The organism is Marinobacter sp. KM021, assembly GCF_050707965.1.
GTDB lineage: Bacteria > Pseudomonadota > Gammaproteobacteria > Pseudomonadales > Oleiphilaceae > Marinobacter > Marinobacter shengliensis.
In genome coordinates, this window is sequence record NZ_CP136129.1 from 1,696,286 (window position 1) to 1,713,395 (window position 17,110).

The following is a 17,110-nucleotide window of genomic DNA, read 5'->3' on the forward strand; positions in this document are numbered from 1 at the left end:
CTCAGGATCCTTTCCGGTTGGCCAGTGCCGCCTCAACAAAGCCCTTGAACAGCGGGTGGCCATCGCGCGGTGTTGAGGTGAATTCCGGGTGGAACTGGCATGCCACGAACCACGGATGTTCCGGCGCCTCAACGACTTCAACCAGTTTGCCATCTGCGGAACGACCAGAGATTTTCAGGCCGGCTTCCTCAAGGCTGGGCAGGAAGTGGTTGTTGACTTCATAGCGGTGGCGATGGCGCTCGCGAATGGTTTTCTTGCCATAGCAGGCAGCGATCGTGGAGCCGTCTGTCAGTATGCAATCCTGCGCACCCAGGCGCATGGTACCGCCCAGATCAGAAGCCTCGGTGCGCGCTTCGGTAGCACCACTGGCATCCAGCCATTCGGTGATCAGCCCAACCACCGGCTCCGGGGTGTGCTCGCGGAATTCGGTACTGTGGGCGTCTTTCAGGCCGGCCACGTTGCGGGCGTATTCGATAACCGCCACTTGCATACCCAGGCAGATGCCCAGATACGGAACCTTGTTTTCACGGGCGTACTGAACAGTGCGGATCTTGCCTTCCACGCCCCGTTCGCCAAAGCCGCCCGGCACCAGGATGGCATCGGCGGATTCCAGCACACGGGTGCCATCACGCTCGATGTCTTCGGAGTCAATGTAGTTGATATTGACCTTGGTGCGGGTCTTGATGCCGGCGTGCAGCAGGGATTCAATCAGCGACTTGTACGCATCCAGCAGCTCCATGTACTTGCCGACCATGGCAATGGTGACTTCCTGCTGCGGATTCATCAACGATTCCACAACGGCATCCCACTCGCCCAGATCTGCTTCACGGGCATCCAGGCCGAAGCGCTCGATGACCAGCTGGTCCAGGCCGTATTCGTGCAGCATGCGCGGAATGGCATAGATGGACTTGGCGTCCTGCATCGGGATAACCGCCCGCTCTTCCACGTTGGTGAACAAGGCAATCTTGCGACGGGAGCTGGCATCCACTTCGTGCTCGGAGCGGCACAGCAGGATATCCGGCTGCAGGCCGATGGAGCGCATTTCTTTTACGGAATGCTGGGTCGGCTTGGTTTTGATCTCGCCGGCGGTCGCGATGTAAGGTACCAAAGTGAGGTGCATGAACAGCGCGCGCTGCGAACCTACTTCCACCTTCAGCTGACGACAGGCCTCCAGGAACGGCAGGGATTCGATATCCCCGACCGTGCCGCCCACTTCAATCAGGGCCACGTCGGAGCCGGCTGCGCCTTCCACCACACGGCGTTTGATTTCGTCGGTAATGTGCGGGATCACCTGCACGGTACCGCCAAGATAATCACCGCGACGCTCTTTACGGATAACTTCTTCGTACACCCGGCCGGTGGTGAAGTTATTGCGCTTGCTCATGGGGGTACGAATAAAGCGCTCGTAGTGGCCCAGGTCGAGGTCGGTTTCCGCGCCGTCTTCGGTGACAAAAACCTCACCGTGCTGGAACGGGCTCATGGTGCCGGGGTCCACGTTGATGTACGGGTCCAGCTTGAGAATAGTGACCTTCAGGCCGCGTGCCTCGAGGATGGCTGCCAGTGAGGCAGACGCAATACCTTTGCCTAAGGAGGACACGACACCGCCGGTGACGAAAATATAACGCGTCATGCAGATTCCGTGATTATCTGGTTCGGTGAAGGAGGGAGATTGTTCATCTCAAGATGGGTCGCCAGACTACCAGAAAGCCCCCCTGTACTCAATCACAATCCCTCTCCACAATCAGCCGCCAGCCGGCGGCAGGGGCGCTTCCCGAGTATTGTTCAGAACACCACAAATCGCCAACGGCAATCAGCTCACTGGCACCGGGTGTTTCGTGGTAAACCAGCGGCAGTAAAGCCCTCTCCCAGGGCGGCACTCCTTGTTCCTGCAACCAGGTTTTCAACGATCGAGAGTGCCCGCCCTCCTCAAAGCGAAGCCTTTCGCCGCCCTGCCTCGTAGATACCCGTATTGGCGGGGGCGCTGCTTCCGGTGTAGTGGCTGTTGGCGTGAGCCGTAGTGTCCAGGGGCCCCATTGCAGCGTGCGGCCGGGCTCAAGGCCAGCGGAGTGCGCCGGCACTTCCACGTTTGGCACCAGGTACAGGTAGCCCCGATATCGCCGCAAACTGAAACCATCACCACGAATCTCCGGCGTCCGGTCTTCGCCGGCCTGAACCAACTCCGCCAGCGACTGATCCCAATCTGCCAGGGCAGGCATTTTCAAACCCTGCCGGTGAATCCACCATCGAACCAGATTTCTCTGCTCCAACGGGCTCAGGGCCTGAATCGACGCCAGCCGGAGCTGACCTGAATCAGAACACATCTGCCACTGCAGTTCCGCCAGCCGATGACTGAGCGTATCGCTTTCGGCGCAGGCCCTGGCACTGTGCTCCACCCGTTTCAGCAGGCCAGGCCAGCGTTCCTTGAGCCCCGGCAGCACAGCGTGGCGCAGGTAATTGCGATCAAATGCCAGGCTGGTATTGCTGGGATCTTCCACCCAGGAGAGACCGACATCCCGGGCAACCTGCTCCAGCCGGTCACGGCTTACCGCCAGCCAGGGTCGAAACAGGGCTCCCTGGCCAAGACGGCGGCTTTCAGGCATGCCCGCCAGACCCGTTACACCGGTTCCCCGGAGCAAACGAAACAGCACCGTTTCGACCTGATCGTCTGCGTGGTGGGCCATCAACAACAGGTCGCCAGCCCCCAGTACCCGCCGGAACACATCATATCGGGCCAGCCTGGCCGCCTCCTCAAGACCACCGGAGCCGGACTCGCCCACTGCAACGTCCACACGCTCAACCAGGAGGGGAACCGCCAACCGCTCACAGAGCGACCTGCAGAACTGCTCAGTCTGCGAGTGATTGGGCTGGAGTTGGTGATTAATGTGCAGAGCACAGACATTGCGGTGACAGGCTGCCGCCACATACAACAACAAGGTGGAATCCAGGCCACCACTGAGGGCGACCAGGATACGGGAGCTGTCAGGGAGTGAGCTGACAGGCCCGCGCAAGTCGTCGGGCCAGCCAGATTCCCGGGCGGTGTTACCGCCCGCTTTCATATTTGGTAAGGCGCTCGTACCGGCGGGACACCAGCTCGTCCAACGGCAACCGGCTCAGTTCCGCGACCCCCTTGGCCAGCCTGGCCTTCAGGGTTTCCGCCATTTTCTCCGGGTTGCGGTGAGCACCGCCCAGGGGCTCTTCAATCACATTGTCGGCAACACCCAGTTCTTTCAGGCGCTGGGCGGTAACACCCATGGCTTCAGCGGCCTGAGCCGCGTACTCGGCGCTTTTCCAGAGAATGGAAGCACAGCCTTCCGGCGAAATAACGGCATAGGTGGAGTACTGCAGCATATTCAGCTGATCACACACACCAATGGCCAGGGCACCACCGGAACCGCCCTCACCGATCACTGTAGAGATAATCGGCGTTTTCAACCGGGACATGACCGCCAGGTTGAAGGCAATGGCCTCACTCTGGCCACGCTCTTCGGCGCCGATACCAGGGTAGGCACCCGGCGTGTCAATGAAGGTGAGGATTGGCATCTTGAAACGCTCGGCCATTTCCATCAGGCGCAGGGCCTTGCGGTAACCTTCCGGGCGAGGCATGCCGAAGTTGCGCTTGACCTTGTCACGCACTTCGCGGCCTTTCTGATGGCCGATCACCATCACCGGCTTGTTGTCCAGCCGGGCGGTACCACCAACAATGGATAAATCGTCGGCGTAGCGGCGATCGCCGTGCAGCTCGTCGAAATCTTCGAAAATCAGATCAATGTAATCCTGGGTGTAGGGCCGGCGCGGGTGCCGGGCCAAACGGGCGACATCCCAGGACTGCAAATCAGAAAATATGCTTTCTGTCAGACTGACACTCTTCTTCTTCAATCGACTGATTTCATCGGTGATATTGATGTCGGTGTCGTTGCCCACCATGCGAAGCTCTTCAATCTTGGCTTCCAGGTCGGCGATCGGCTGTTCGAAATCAAGGTAATTAGGGTTCATGATGTTCCATCATTTGATTGCCAGGCAGGTTTCACCCCACCAAAACCAGAATTTGGGACAAAGATAGCAGTGCAACCGGCACAGCTAAAGCGGACATTGGTATTAATCATAGACCAGTTCCACGGACTTCTCGCCTACCAGGTGCCTGAGCTCGAACAACAGGTTGTCATCCGGCTGCACCCGCCAGGACTCACCCAGCTCAATCCGGGTGCTGGCCTCGGCACTGCTGTATTCGATCCACACCGGGCTGCCTTCGTTGCGGAACGGGCGCAGGGTATCGTCCAGTTTGTCCAGCAGCCCGTTCTGCAGCTGTTCCGCATGCAGGGCCAACCTGATGCCACGGCTGAACTGCTGCCGGGCGGTAGCCACGTCCATCACTGAGCTGACGCGCATTTTCATTTGCCCGGAGTAGTCATCGTGGCTGACCTGCCCCTCCACAACGATCACCTGATCTGATTGCAGCAGTTCCCGGTTCTCGAAAAACGCCTCGGAGAACAGGGTAGCTTCGATGCGAGCGCTACGGTCATCCAGGGTAATAAAGCACATGGTGGACCCGGTGCGGGTTTTCATGGTGCGCTGGGCAACCACCAGGCCAGCCACCCGCTGGGGTGACTTGTTGGGCTTCAGATCCGCGATGGAGTTACGGACAAAACGCCGGACTTCCCGCTCGTATTCATCAAACGGATGACCCGTAAGATAGATACCCAGGGTATCCTTCTCGCCCTTTAGGCGTTCTTTTTCAGGCCATTCCCGCACGTGGGCCACATCGGCGTAGGGGTCTTCACCCTCACCGCTGCTCTCCAGCATTTCGCCAAACATATCCATCATGCCGGCGGCATCGTTTCGGGATTGCTGGTCTGCCTGCTGCACGGCCTTGTCGATACTGGCCATCAGCTGCGCCCGCCCGGCACCCAGTTTGTCCATGGCCCCGGCCCGGATCAGCGCCTCCATGGCGCGCTTGTTGACCTTCTTCAGATCAATCCGGCGGCAGAAATCGAAAATATCCTGGAATGGGCCGTCTTTGGCGGCCTCCACGATGCTATCAATCGGGCCCTCGCCCAACCCTTTGATGGCGCCTAGACCATAAACAATCTGCCCGTCGTCATTGACGGTAAAGGTGTACGCGGAACGGCTGACGTCCGGCACCAGCAGGTCCAGCTTCATGTTCCGGCACTCTTCCACCAGCGTGACCACCTTATCGGTGTTCTGCATATCGGCGGTGAGTACCGCGGCCATGAATTCGGCCGGATAGTGGGCCTTGAGCCACAAGGTCTGATACGACACCAGAGCATAGGCGGCGGAGTGGGATTTGTTGAAACCGTAGCCGGCGAACTTCTCCACCAGATCGAAGATGTTCTCCGCAAGGGTTTCATCGATGCCATTATTGGCACAACCCTCCAGGAAGAATGCCTTCTGCTTGGCCATCTCTTCCGGCTTTTTCTTACCCATGGCCCGGCGCAGCATGTCGGCGTTGCCGAGGGTGTAGCCCGCCATCACCTGGGCAATCTGCATGACCTGCTCCTGGTAGAGGATAACCCCGTAAGTGGGCTCCAATACCGGCTTCAGGCCTTCATACTGGTAATCCGGATGCGGGTACGACAACGGCTGCCGACCATGCTTACGGTCGATAAAGTCGTCTACCATGCCCGACTGCAGCGGCCCGGGACGGAACAGGGCCACCAGGGCGATCATGTCTTCCAGGGAGTCCGGCTGCAGGCGCCGGATCAGGTCTTTCATGCCGCGGGATTCGAGCTGGAAAACGGCGGTGGTTTCCGCCTTTTTGAGCAACTCGAAGGAGCGCTTGTCGTCCAGCGGGATGGTGGCAATGTCCAGTTCTGATTGACCCTGAGCCTGCCGGCGCGGGTTAATCATGTGCAAGGCCCACTTGATGATGGTCAGGGTGCGCAGCCCCAGGAAGTCGAACTTCACCAGGCCCGCGTCTTCCACATCGCCTTTGTCAAACTGGGTGACCAGGCTGCCGCCTTCGTCGTCGCAGTAGAGCGGCGAGAAATCGGTAATTTTGGTAGGCGCAATCACCACGCCACCGGCGTGCTTGCCAGCGTTACGGCACACACCTTCAAGCTTGAGGGCCATCTCCCAGATTTCCTGGGCTTCTTCGTCCTGCTCCAGGAACTCCTTGAGCTGTGGCTCCTGCTCGATGGCCTTGTTGAGGGTCATGCCCACTTCAAATGGAATCAGCTTGGACAGCTTGTCGGCCAGACCGTAGGACTTACCCTGTACCCGCGCCACATCCCGCACCACCGCCTTGGCCGCCATGGTACCGAAGGTAATGATCTGTGAAACCGCTTCCCGGCCGTATTTCTCAGCCGTGTATTCAATCACCCGGTCCCGGCCTTCCATGCAGAAATCGACGTCAAAGTCGGGCATGGACACCCGTTCCGGGTTCAGGAACCGCTCGAACAGCAGGTCGTACTCCAGTGGGTCCAGGTCGGTAATCAGCAGCGCGTAGGCCACCAGGGAACCGGCACCGGAACCCCGGCCGGGCCCTACCGGTACGCCGTTGTTCTTGGCCCATTTGATAAAGTCCATAACGATCAGGAAGTAGCCGGGGAAGCCCATCTGAATAATGATGTCCAGCTCGAACTTCAGTCGCTTGTAATATTCTTCCCGCTTCTGGTCATACTCCGGATCATCCTTGCTCAGGATGGTTTCCAGGCGCATCTCCAGACCTTCTTCGGACACATGCCGGAAGTACTCGTCCATGGTCATGCCATCGGGAATCGGGTAGTTCGGCAGGAAGTATTCGCCCATCCGGACCTTAACCGAACAGCGGCGGGCAATCTCGACCGTGTTTTCAACGGCCTCGGGGATGTCCGAAAACAGTTCGATCATCTCTTCGGCGCTGCGAAGATACTGCTGGTCGCTGAATCGCCGGTCCCGACGGGGATCATCCAGTGTGCGGCTCTCACCGATACAGACCCGGGCCTCGTGGGCTTCGAAATCGTCCGCCGTCAGGAAGTGCACATCGTTGGTTGCCACCACTGGCAGACCCAATTCGGCCGCCAACTCAACGCTCAGGTGCAGACAATCCTCATCACCTGCCCGCTCGGTACGCTGCAGTTCCAGGTAGTAGCTGCCCGGATACAGATTCTTCCAGTACTGGGCCCGTTCCCGGGCGAGTTCCGGCTTGCCCGCCAGCAGGGCCTTGCCCACATCGCCCATTTTGGCGCCGGAAAGCGCAATCAGTCCCGCCGCGCGGGCTTCCAGCCAGGCCTTCCGGATAATCGGCTTGCCATAGCGCTGACCCTCGGTGTAGCCAAGGGAAATGATTTCGGTAAGGTGCAGATAGCCTTTCTCATCCCGCGCCAGCAAGGTGAGCCGGAATGGGTTTTCCGGCTCGTCCGGGTTTTCCAGCCAGAGATCGGCACCGATAATCGGCTTCACACCAGCACCCATAGCCGCCTTGTAGAAGCGCACCAGAGAGCACATATTGGATTGTTCGGTGAGACCCACCGCCGGCATGCCCAACTCGGCCACACGGCTGATCAGTGGTTTGACCCGTACCAGGCCATCCACCATAGAGTATTCAGAGTGTACGCGAAGATGTACGAACGTCTGTGCCATGGTCAGCTACCGATCAGTTGCATCAGATCTTCTTCGGTTTGGGGACCAAAGCGTGTTTCTATCAGTTTGCCCGCCGGGTCCACCACAAAGGTGGCGGGCAATGCCATCGGCGTTTTCCAGCCAAAATCGGGGCCCGGATCCTGGCCAAGCATGGTGAATTCGATACCCATTTTCTGGCCCAGGTCCACAAGTGCCGCGCCTTCAACACCGTCAAAATTGACGCCCAGCACCGAAATTCCCGGTGACTTGTCGAGGTGATTCAATTCAGGAATCTCCTCCAGGCAGGGCTTGCACCATTCGGCCCAGTAGTTCACCAGCACCCACTGGCCACGGTAACTGTCCCAGTCCACCGCCACACCATCGGCACGTTGCAACTCCGTTCTCTCGCAACCCGCCAGGGCCAGCACCATAATAGCGGCTGGAATCAGCAGCACGAGCCTGGGCCATTCAGAAACCTTGGGGCGGGGGACGGACGGGTACCGAGGGTACTGCAAGGTAAATCCTCCTGTTAGACTACGGCCCTCATTAAAGACCGTACTCATCACTGTTAACCGGGCATGACCATGACAGAACCAACCCGCATTTTCCATAACCCACGGTGTTCAAAATCACGCCAGACCCTTGAGCTGCTTCAGCAAAAGGGTGTCGAGCCGGAGATTATACGCTACCTCGAGACACCACCGACAGAGCAGGAACTGTTACACATTCTTGATCTTCTGGGTTGTGAACCCCGCCAGCTGATGCGTACCAAGGAATCCGAGTACATAGAACTTGGCCTGAACGCCCCGGAACTGACCAGAGAAGAGCTGGTCAAGGCCATGGTAAATACCCCGAAACTGATCGAACGCCCTATCGTTCTGGCCAATGGAAAGGCAGCCCTCGGGCGTCCGCCAGAGAACGTACTGGATATTCTTTGAGCCATCCCCTGGAGCAGACATGAGCAACGCTACACCGTACGTTCTTGTGCTTTACTATAGCCGCAACGGCCAGACCGCCGAGATGGCCAACCAGATTGGCCGCGGCGTCGCCCGAGCGGATGGCATTGAGGCGAAAATCCGCACGGTTCCACCAGTGTCACCAGACACCAGCGCCAGCATGCCCCCGGTGCCGGACAGCGGCGCCCCTTATGCCACCCGTGAAGATCTCGCAAACTGCGCCGGGCTGGCCCTGGGCAGCCCTACCCGGTTTGGCAATATGGCGGCCCCGCTCAAACACTTTCTCGATGGTACCGGCGATTTGTGGCTTAACGGCAAGCTGGTTGGTAAACCTGCTGGCGCCTTCACCTCTACCGGCAGCCTGCATGGCGGCCAGGAAACCACGCTGCTGACCATGATGATGCCATTGCTGCACCACGGCATGGTACTGTGCGGGCTGCCTTACTCCGAGAGTGCCCTGAATGAGACCTCGACCGGCGGCACGCCTTACGGCCCCACCCACTGGGCAGGTACCGGTGCACAGCAGGCGCTGAGTGACCATGAAAAGGCCCTGTGCCAGGCCTTTGGTGAGCGCCTTGCCCGGCTGGCGCTCAAACTTGCCGGTTGATCACCGCCAGCATCCAAACTTTCAACCACCCGGAACCTTTTATGCTCAAAAATGAAAAAGCAAAAACCACGGCCCGCATAACCATTGCGCTGTACCTTGCGGTATTGGCCACACTGCTGTTGACAACATTCTATCCAGCGCCAGTGGAAGGCGTGTCCATTCCCCTGATGTTGACGGTGAAACTGTTACCCCTGCTGGCGTTTGCAGTACCGGTATTCCGGGGGCACAATCGCGGGTACATCTGGATGGCCTTCGTGGTGATTTTTTACTTCACCCAGGCCGTGGTCTCCGCCTGGCTGAGCGAAGGCGCCCCAGGCCCGATGATTCTCACAGTGCTTACATTCCTACTGTTCACCGTCGCCATGGTTCACCTGAAAGTAAACCGGCCGGTTGCCAACTGAGTGCCCATAACACCCGGAGAGCACAACGATGGCTGATCAAACGCCCCCCATGCCAGCACCACCACATCGGCACACCCTCACCCTGCGAGACATCTGCTCTGCCCTGGTGGAAAGTGGCGAAATCAGCCAGCAGGATGCTGAGAAGGTGCTCACGGCCAACCTGGGGGCCGCTACTCAGGACGGACGAACTTCTCCGCGGCACCCCCTGGAACTGGTTGCCATTGCCGGCATTACCAGCCTCAGGGATGGCCGAACCCTGGATCTTGATCGGCTGACCAGCTGGCTGGCCCGATGGGCGGGCCAGGATTACTACCACATAGACCCGCTCAAGATCGACACGCCGGCCATCGCCCGGGTGATGTCCTACGCCTTTGCCCAGCGCCACGGCATTCTGGCGGTAGAGATACGCCAGGATGAAGTGCTGATTGCCAGCACAGAACCATTCAAGACCGAATGGGAAAGCAACCTTCGACAGGCCATTCGCAAGGACATTCGCCGTGTCGTTGCCAACCCGGAAGACATCCGGCGCTACACGGTGGAGTTCTACCAGCTCGCCAATTCCGTGAGCAAGGCCAGCGGCAGCCAGGCCCCGGGTGCCGCCAGCAATCAGAATTTCGAACAACTGCTGGACATAGGTACCAACGAAAACCCGGATGCCAATGACCAGCACGTGGTCAAGATTGTCGACTGGTTGTTGCAGTATGCCTTTGACCAGCGCGCTTCAGACATTCACATCGAACCACGCCGGGCGGTCACCCAGGTGCGTTTTCGTATTGATGGCGTGTTGCATAACGTCTATGAGTTTCCGGAACATGTCGGGGTGGCTGTCACCAGCCGTCTGAAAATTCTGGGGCGCCTGAATGTGGCCGAGAAACGCCGGCCCCAGGACGGCCGGATCAAAACCCGAAAACCGGATAACAGCGAGGTGGAGTTGCGCCTGGCCACCATGCCCACCGCCTTTGGCGAGAAGATGGTGATGCGGATTTTTGATCCGGAGGTGCTGCTGAAGTCCTTCGAGCAGCTGGGCTTCAGTAAAGAAGACCGGGAGCGCTGGCAGGCCATGACCGCCCGCCCCCATGGCATTGTACTGGTGACCGGCCCTACCGGTTCCGGCAAGACCACCACCCTGTACTCCACCCTCAAACAGCTGGCGTCGCCGGAACTGAACATCTGTACCATTGAAGACCCCATTGAGATGGTGGAGCCAGCGTTCAACCAGATGCAGGTGCAGACCAATATCGACCTGACGTTCGCCCACGGCGTTCGGGCCCTGTTACGGCAAGACCCGGACATCATCATGATTGGTGAAATCCGCGACCTGGAAACCGCCGAGATGGCGGTACAGGCAGCGCTGACCGGCCACCTGGTGCTCTCCACCCTGCACACCAACGACGCCCCGAGCGCCATTACCCGACTGATGGAACTGGGCATCCCGCCCTACCTGATCCGGGCCACGGTGCTTGGGGTGATGGCCCAGCGCCTGGCCCGTACCCTGTGCCCCCACTGCAAGGCTCCGGGTGAGGCCGACGAGCAGGCCTGGCAAACACTGACCCGCCCCTGGAAAGCGCCGGTTCCCCGTCAGTTCTATCATCCGGTGGGCTGCCTCGAATGCCGCAATACCGGCTATATGGGCCGCGCCGGGGTCTATGAAATCATGACGCTCTCCGACCACCTGACCCGCCAGATCAATGATCACTGCGAACTCGAGCAGTTAAGGCTGGACGCCTACAAAGAAGGCATGAAATCCCTGCGCCTCAGTGGCGCACAGAAAGTGGCCGCCGGCCAGACCACGGTGGAAGAAATCCTGCGGGTGACCCCGGAAAGCCAGCGCTGAACCCGCATCAACCCGGGCGCAGACCGCACTGCTCCAACAGTTCCTGCCAGTGCCGGGTGTGCTGCATCATGGCCTGGTCCAGCTCCCGCCAGAGGCTGACTTCAGCATCGGCTGACAAATGACGCTGGTACCAGTCCTGAAAGCTCGCCGGCATAACGGCAGTTTGCTGGTCCGCCAGCTCCGCCAGAGCCCCGATCAGCGAATCCCGGGCCCGGCTGACATCGCTCATGTAGGGCTGGATTTCACCAATGTACACATTGAAGAAGAAATTTCGGACGATTTCTGATTGATTATTCGGCCGGCCATTCAGACATAATGGACGCTCATCAAGGCGCGCTTTCAGGGTCTCTGTTCCTGCATTGAGGGTTGCAATCAACAGCCGGGCGCTGTTGATCACCTGCCCGGCGCGAAACTCCGATTGCCAGCGTTGGTGCACTCCGCCAAGTGCATCGAGGGGAACATCGAGCTGCTGGACCGACAAATCGGATACGGCCCGGTTCAACTGGCCCAGGTCCCGCACCAGATCAGACACCGGGTTTCCCTCCGCGGCCACCGGATAAAACCCTTTGGACAGAGTCAACAAGCGCTCAATCTCTTCCGTTCCCCAGGTCGCATTCCATATGGCCACCGGCAATGATGCCCGCTTGCTCTCGACCGCATCCTGGAGGGTTTTCTCCAGGCGCTCGTCGTCGATCTCGGCCATGCAATCTTCCGCGGCTCGGATAAACCGGACTTCATAACGCAGCCGGTTAAGAGGCTGCATCACCCGGCCCATCACCGAGTTTCGCTCGCCAACCACATACTGAAGTTCACACCCGTACAGCGACAGAAAGTCCAGCATGCCCAGATCCAGCTCAGGCATATCAAGTACACGTTCGCGGCGACGGGGTACGGTGGAGGCAGGGGGAAGATCAGAGGGAACCGATACCGATGGCGTATCCAGCACCCGGGCAAGGCGCTCCAGGTACTCTTCCATCATCGGCTCGGCTTCGGAGAACGGATTGCAGCCGGCCAGAAACAAGGCACAAACACCCGGAATAAGCCATTTCAGACATGAACTACCGGGCATTCGACCACCTCCTAACGTTTACGCAGTAGCGCGTCTACCTCCGCAAAATCACGGGCAACAGGCCGACCAGTGTCAGGAAGCTCCCCATCACGCACCAGCCAGACGGTTTTAAGCCCAGCTTCCTCAGCCGCCGAGAGCTCGGCTTCCACGTCCGACAGGAACAGAACGGTCGCCGGCTCTACACCCAGCTCGGCAAGAATATTGCGGTAAGACTGTGCTTCTTTTTTGCCGCCCACACCGGTATCGAAGTATCCGGAGAAAAACGGCGTAAAGTCGCCTTCGTTACTGAAACCAAAAATCAGTTTCTGTGCCTTCACGGAACCAGAGGAATATACGAACAGCCTTAGGCCCCGATCATGCCAGCGCTGAAGATAATCCGCCGCATCCGGATAGATATCGCCCTTCAGCTCTCCGCTGTGATATCCCTGCTCCCAGACCATGCCCTGCAGTGCTTTGAGCGGCCCTTCTTTGCGATCCTCGGATATCCAGGCCTGGAGGACATCAATCAGGCCCTCCACATCTTTACTGTCGACACCACTTTTTTCTGCGACCAGAGCCAGCTGTTCAGCCACAGCCGGCGTGGTGTGATGGTTCGTGCGGATAAATTCCGGCAAGTGTTTACTGGCGTAGGGAAACAGCACATCGTGCACGAATGAGATCGAGCTGGTCGTGCCCTCTATATCGGTCAGAACTACCCGAATCATCCTGCCACTCCCGCAAGCCCTTCGTAACGGGGCAGTCGACTGGCGATATCCTCGCCGGTAAAGCTCGCAACCCAGCCTTCCGGGTTGGTGAACAGGCGAATGCAGGTGAATTGCGGCTCTGGCCCCATATCAAACCAGTGGCGTGTGCCATCCGGTACACTGATCAAATCGTTCTGCTGGCACAGCAGGGCATACACCTGGTCGCCAAAGTGCAGATAGAACAGGCCCTGGCCCCGCACGAAAAACCGCACTTCATCCTCGCTGTGGGTATGCTCGTCCAGAAACTTCTGGCGGAAGGCTTCCTTTTGCGGGTTGTCCGGGTTCAGGCTGACCACATCGGCCGTCTGGAAACCGCATTCCTGCTTCAGGCGCGCAACCTCTTCACTGTAGGCTTCCAGAATCTGCTCCTGGCTGGCATCCGCCGGCAGATCACGGGTTGGCCACTGTTCGAAACGCACTCCGTGGCGGGCGAGCGCATCACCGATAGCCCCCGGGTCGGTCATCACGGTGTGGGCCTCGTCCGGCTGGCTCTGGTGAAATATGCTCAGGGTAGTCATGGGCGGACCCTCATGGTTTCAAGTTCACATTCAAAGAGAAATTCGAAGGCTTCGACATGGCGCAGGCAATCCGCCATGGTCTTGCCCCAGGTATACAGGCCGTGGCCGCGAATCAGGTAACCGGGTTGTTCAGGATGGGCCAGAAACCAGGCCCGGGTGTCCTCGGCCAACGCCGGAATATCCTGAGTGTTGTCGAAAACCGGAATGCTCAGTGCACCCTCATGGGTCTCAACACCGGAAAACGCCTTCTGCAATTCGTAGCCTTCCAGCTCCAGCGCCTGACCCGCAGCAATCAGCCGACTCAATACTGTGGCTTTTACGGAATGGGTGTGCAAGACGGCACCAACCTCCGGGAACACCCGGTAAAGCACGGTATGCAACAGGGTTTCTGCGGAGGATTTGCACTGGCTTTGGACTGGCCGGCCGTCAAGATCAACCACCATGACGTCTGCGGCGGTCAGCTGCCCCTTATGGCGGCCAGACACCGTAATGGCCACATGATCACTGTCGATCCGCGCAGAATAATTGCTGCTGGTGGCAGGCGACCAGCCACGGCCGTAAAGGAACTGACCTGCATCCACGATGGACTGAGCCGCTGTGGTGTATCGGGTTACATCAAACACACGCAATCTCCCGGTTGAAACGTGCCCTGCCGGGCAAGCGATGGCCGCCATTATAGGACGGCCATCGCTCCCCGAAAACCGCTTTGGCTCAAGCCGTCAACGGCAGGCGGCGCTGGCGCTTTCCGGTCAGCGCAAACAGGGCATTGCCCAGGGCGGGAATCACCGGGGGCACGCCCGGCTCACCCACACCGGTCGGGTCTGCCTCACTGTCAACAATATCCACCACCACTTCGGGCGTCTGGTGCATCTGCATCAGGCGGTAGTCGTGGAAATTGCTCTGCCGGATCTCGCCGTTGTCGAAGTTGATCTCGCCGTAGAGCGCGGCGGTCAGGCCAAACAGGATGCCACCCTCGATCTGGTCTTCAACAATCCTGGGATTAACCACCTGGCCGCAATCCACGCTGCAGATCACCTTGTACACCCGTATTTCACCGTTCTCGATTCCGGCTTCAACCACTTGGGCCACATAGGTACCAAAGCTCTTGAACAAGGCGAGCCCCCGGGCACGACCTTCCGGCGCTGGCTGGCCCCAATCCGCCAGCCGGGCTGCGCGCTCTAGCACCTCGCGATGGCGCGGCTCGGCATCCAGCATTTTCAGTCGGAATTGCAGCGGATCTTCACCGGATTCGTGGGCCAGCTCATCCATAAAGGTTTCCACCGCAAACCCGTTGTGGGAATAACCCACCGAACGCCACCAGGTGATGGGCACACCGGGATCGGTGTGGGTATGACGAACGCTGACGTTCTGCACCTGGTAGGGGTATTCAATGGCCCCTTCAATGGCCGAAATATCTTTCGGTGTGGCAATGCCCTCAGCCATCAGCCCTACCCGCCCCAGGGTGTCGTAGAGGAACTTGGGCGCCCAGGGATACTGTGCGGGTGCGGCATTGCGCACGTACCAGTCCAGAACCTGCGGGCCGACGATCTGATGGTGCCAGCCGGTCAGTTCGCCGTCGTTCAGGCTGCCTTTCATACGATGCAACATGGCAGGGCGCAGGAAGCCGTGGCGAGTGTCTTCTTCCCGGGACCAGATCAGCTTGACGGGAACCTTCAGTTGATAGGCCACAGCGGCAGCTTCTTCGATATAGTCCTGGGTGAGGCGACGGCCAAACCCGCCGCCAAGAAATGTGGTGTGGATGTTTATCTTGCCCGGTGACAGATCGGTATGACGAGCTGCGGCAATGCGACCCAGGTCTGGCGCCTGGGTGGGTGCCCAGACATCCATTCCACCGTCGCGATACCAGGCCGTGGCGTTCATCGGCTCCATGGTGGCATGAGCCAGGTAGGGCTGCTCATACTCGGCCTCTACCACCTGTTTTGCACGCTCGGCTGCCTTTTCTACATTTCCCTCACTGCGTTCTTTGACCCCGGGGTCTTTGCTGGCTGCCTGTCGGTAACTTTCAAAAACAGCTTCCGTATTGGTGTCCAACGCGTCGGAGAAATCCCACTCTACTCGCAATTTCTGCTGGGCCTTTCGTGCCTGCCAGTAGCGCTGGGCAACCAGGGCAACGCCGCGTTCCGTGATAAATGCATCGGTTACACCTGGCATACCGATGACGTCATCGCGGTTGAAGCTGCTGGCCTTGCCGCCGTAACGGGGGCTTCGGGTCATCACCGCATAGACCATGCCCGGAAGCTCAACGTCCATCCCGTAGACGGCGGTACCCGTTGCCTTGGCACGGGCATCCAGCTTGCCGCCTTTGCGGCCGATGTATTTCCATTCGGCGCGGGGTTTGAGGGGCACCTTGCCCCGGATAACTTCCCGGTCCGCCAGCTCCACCAATTGGCCGTAACGTAACGAATCAAGTCCGTTAGGATGCACCACCCGGCCATCCTGGGTAGTGCACTGGTCCGCGTCTACTTCCCACACCCGGGCAGCCGCCATCACCAACATCTGCCGGGCCTGCGCGCCGGCAACCCTCAGCGGCTCCCAGCTTGTGGCCAGGCTGGTACTGCCGCCGGTCAGCTGCAAACCAAACAGGGGGTTTCGGTATTCCGGCGCCACCGGGGCAAACCTGACTTTAATCCTGCTCGGCTCCACATCCAGTTCTTCAGCCACCAGGGTGGTCAAACCGGTGTAGGTGCCCTGCCCCATCTCAACCCGGGCCAGGGTAAAGATGATTTCATCATCACGGGTCAATTCCAGCCAGATATCCGGCTTCCACTCTCCGGTCTCGGGCTGGTACCCGGTCTGGACAGAGGCGCACCCCGGGATAGATACCGCCAGTATCAAGCTGCCTGAAGCACCCGTGCTGACTTTCAGAAAATCACGACGATTCATGGTCATGTCAGGCGTCCTCCCCGGCGGGCTGGTAATGGCCAACCGAACCGGCAACCGCCTCGACGGCGGCGACAATACGGGAATAGGTACCGCACCGGCACAGGTTTCCGGTCATGGCGGTCACAATGTCCTGACGAGATGGCGACGGATTGTTGTTCAGAAGGTGCGCTGCGGTCATGATCTGGCCCGACTGACAGTATCCGCACTGGGGAACGCCCTGATCAATCCAGGCCTGTTGCAACGGGTGCAACTGGCCATCTTCGGACAAACCTTCGATAGTGGTCACGGAAGCGCCGTCTACCGACGCCACCGGTGTTGAACAGGAGCGCGCTGGCTGACCGTTAACATGAACCGTGCAAGCGCCGCACAAGCCGGCACCGCAACCAAACTTGGTGCCCTTGAGCCCAACTTCATCCCGAATCACCCACAACAGAGGCGTATCGGAATCAACATCAACTGTGTGCCTTTGGCCGTTAATCGTCAGGCTGAATGCCATGGGCCTTTCCTTTTATTATTTGCTG

General features: G+C 59.1%; 15 protein-coding genes. 4 read left to right on the forward strand and 11 right to left on the reverse strand.

The window, feature by feature from the left end:
• Window position 1: 1 nt before the first annotated feature.
• From RVM24_RS08040 to RVM24_RS08060, 5 genes are all read right to left on the reverse strand, one after another.
• Entirely contained in the window at window positions 2-1,630 is a 1,629-nt protein-coding gene (locus RVM24_RS08040; RefSeq protein WP_106693685.1) for a CTP synthase, read from the reverse strand.
• An 88-nt stretch (window positions 1,631-1,718) separates the two neighbouring features.
• The gene (gene tilS / locus RVM24_RS08045; protein ID WP_374814657.1) at window positions 1,719-3,056 is read right to left on the reverse strand and encodes a tRNA lysidine(34) synthetase TilS; all 1,338 of its coding nucleotides are present in this window, start codon (window positions 3,054-3,056) and stop codon (window positions 1,719-1,721) included.
• Window positions 3,040-3,993 (reverse strand): acetyl-CoA carboxylase carboxyl transferase subunit alpha, encoded by a 954-nt coding sequence (accA, locus tag RVM24_RS08050; protein WP_061332660.1) that lies wholly within the window; start codon window positions 3,991-3,993, stop codon window positions 3,040-3,042. The genes tilS and accA overlap by 17 nt, the downstream gene beginning before the upstream one ends.
• A 102-nt stretch (window positions 3,994-4,095) precedes the next feature.
• A complete protein-coding gene (gene dnaE, locus RVM24_RS08055; RefSeq protein WP_374814659.1) occupies window positions 4,096-7,578 on the reverse strand; it encodes a DNA polymerase III subunit alpha in 3,483 nt (1,160 codons plus the stop codon).
• A 2-nt stretch (window positions 7,579-7,580) separates the two neighbouring features.
• Entirely contained in the window at window positions 7,581-8,072 is a 492-nt protein-coding gene (locus RVM24_RS08060) for a TlpA family protein disulfide reductase (protein WP_374814660.1), read from the reverse strand.
• A gap of 69 nt (window positions 8,073-8,141) precedes the next feature.
• Here RVM24_RS08060 and arsC point away from each other — a divergent pair, with 69 nt between their 5' ends.
• The 4 genes from arsC to RVM24_RS08080 are packed head-to-tail and all read left to right on the forward strand — an operon-like array spanning window position 8,142 to window position 11,355.
• On the forward strand, window positions 8,142-8,495 hold the full coding sequence (gene arsC, locus RVM24_RS08065) for an arsenate reductase (glutaredoxin) (RefSeq protein WP_286250432.1): 354 nt from the start codon (window positions 8,142-8,144) through the stop codon (window positions 8,493-8,495).
• A 19-nt stretch (window positions 8,496-8,514) separates the two neighbouring features.
• Window positions 8,515-9,120: an NAD(P)H:quinone oxidoreductase gene (gene wrbA / locus RVM24_RS08070; protein ID WP_230714624.1), complete on the forward strand. Its 606-nt coding sequence runs from the start codon at window positions 8,515-8,517 to the stop codon at window positions 9,118-9,120.
• Window positions 9,121-9,161: 41 nt separating this feature from the next.
• Window positions 9,162-9,521: a DUF2069 domain-containing protein gene (locus tag RVM24_RS08075; RefSeq protein ID WP_061332656.1), complete on the forward strand. Its 360-nt coding sequence runs from the start codon at window positions 9,162-9,164 to the stop codon at window positions 9,519-9,521.
• A 28-nt stretch (window positions 9,522-9,549) separates the two neighbouring features.
• Window positions 9,550-11,355, forward strand: coding sequence for a GspE/PulE family protein (locus RVM24_RS08080; RefSeq protein WP_138435498.1), 1,806 nt, complete (start codon window positions 9,550-9,552; stop codon window positions 11,353-11,355).
• Between the two features lie 7 nt (window positions 11,356-11,362).
• Here the strand turns inward: RVM24_RS08080 and RVM24_RS08085 are convergent, their stop codons facing one another.
• The 6 genes from RVM24_RS08085 to RVM24_RS08110 form a co-directional block, all read right to left on the reverse strand.
• Complete coding sequence (locus RVM24_RS08085; RefSeq protein ID WP_138435497.1) at window positions 11,363-12,424, reverse strand: DUF3080 domain-containing protein; 1,062 nt, start codon at window positions 12,422-12,424, stop codon at window positions 11,363-11,365.
• Between the two features lie 11 nt (window positions 12,425-12,435).
• Window positions 12,436-13,128 (reverse strand): acireductone synthase, encoded by a 693-nt coding sequence (gene mtnC, locus RVM24_RS08090; protein ID WP_106693675.1) that lies wholly within the window; start codon window positions 13,126-13,128, stop codon window positions 12,436-12,438.
• A complete protein-coding gene (locus RVM24_RS08095) occupies window positions 13,125-13,685 on the reverse strand; it encodes a 1,2-dihydroxy-3-keto-5-methylthiopentene dioxygenase (protein ID WP_374787563.1) in 561 nt (186 codons plus the stop codon). Before RVM24_RS08095 ends, mtnC begins: the two co-directional genes overlap by 4 nt.
• The gene (locus RVM24_RS08100) at window positions 13,682-14,308 is read right to left on the reverse strand and encodes a methylthioribulose 1-phosphate dehydratase (protein ID WP_431475227.1); all 627 of its coding nucleotides are present in this window, start codon (window positions 14,306-14,308) and stop codon (window positions 13,682-13,684) included. The genes RVM24_RS08095 and RVM24_RS08100 overlap by 4 nt, the downstream gene beginning before the upstream one ends.
• An 88-nt stretch (window positions 14,309-14,396) precedes the next feature.
• Window positions 14,397-16,595: a molybdopterin cofactor-binding domain-containing protein gene (locus tag RVM24_RS08105; RefSeq protein WP_431475228.1), complete on the reverse strand. Its 2,199-nt coding sequence runs from the start codon at window positions 16,593-16,595 to the stop codon at window positions 14,397-14,399.
• 1 nt (window position 16,596) lies between these two features.
• Window positions 16,597-17,085, reverse strand: a complete 489-nt coding sequence (locus tag RVM24_RS08110; RefSeq protein WP_061332650.1) for a (2Fe-2S)-binding protein — start codon at window positions 17,083-17,085, stop codon at window positions 16,597-16,599.
• Window positions 17,086-17,110 lie beyond the last annotated feature (25 nt).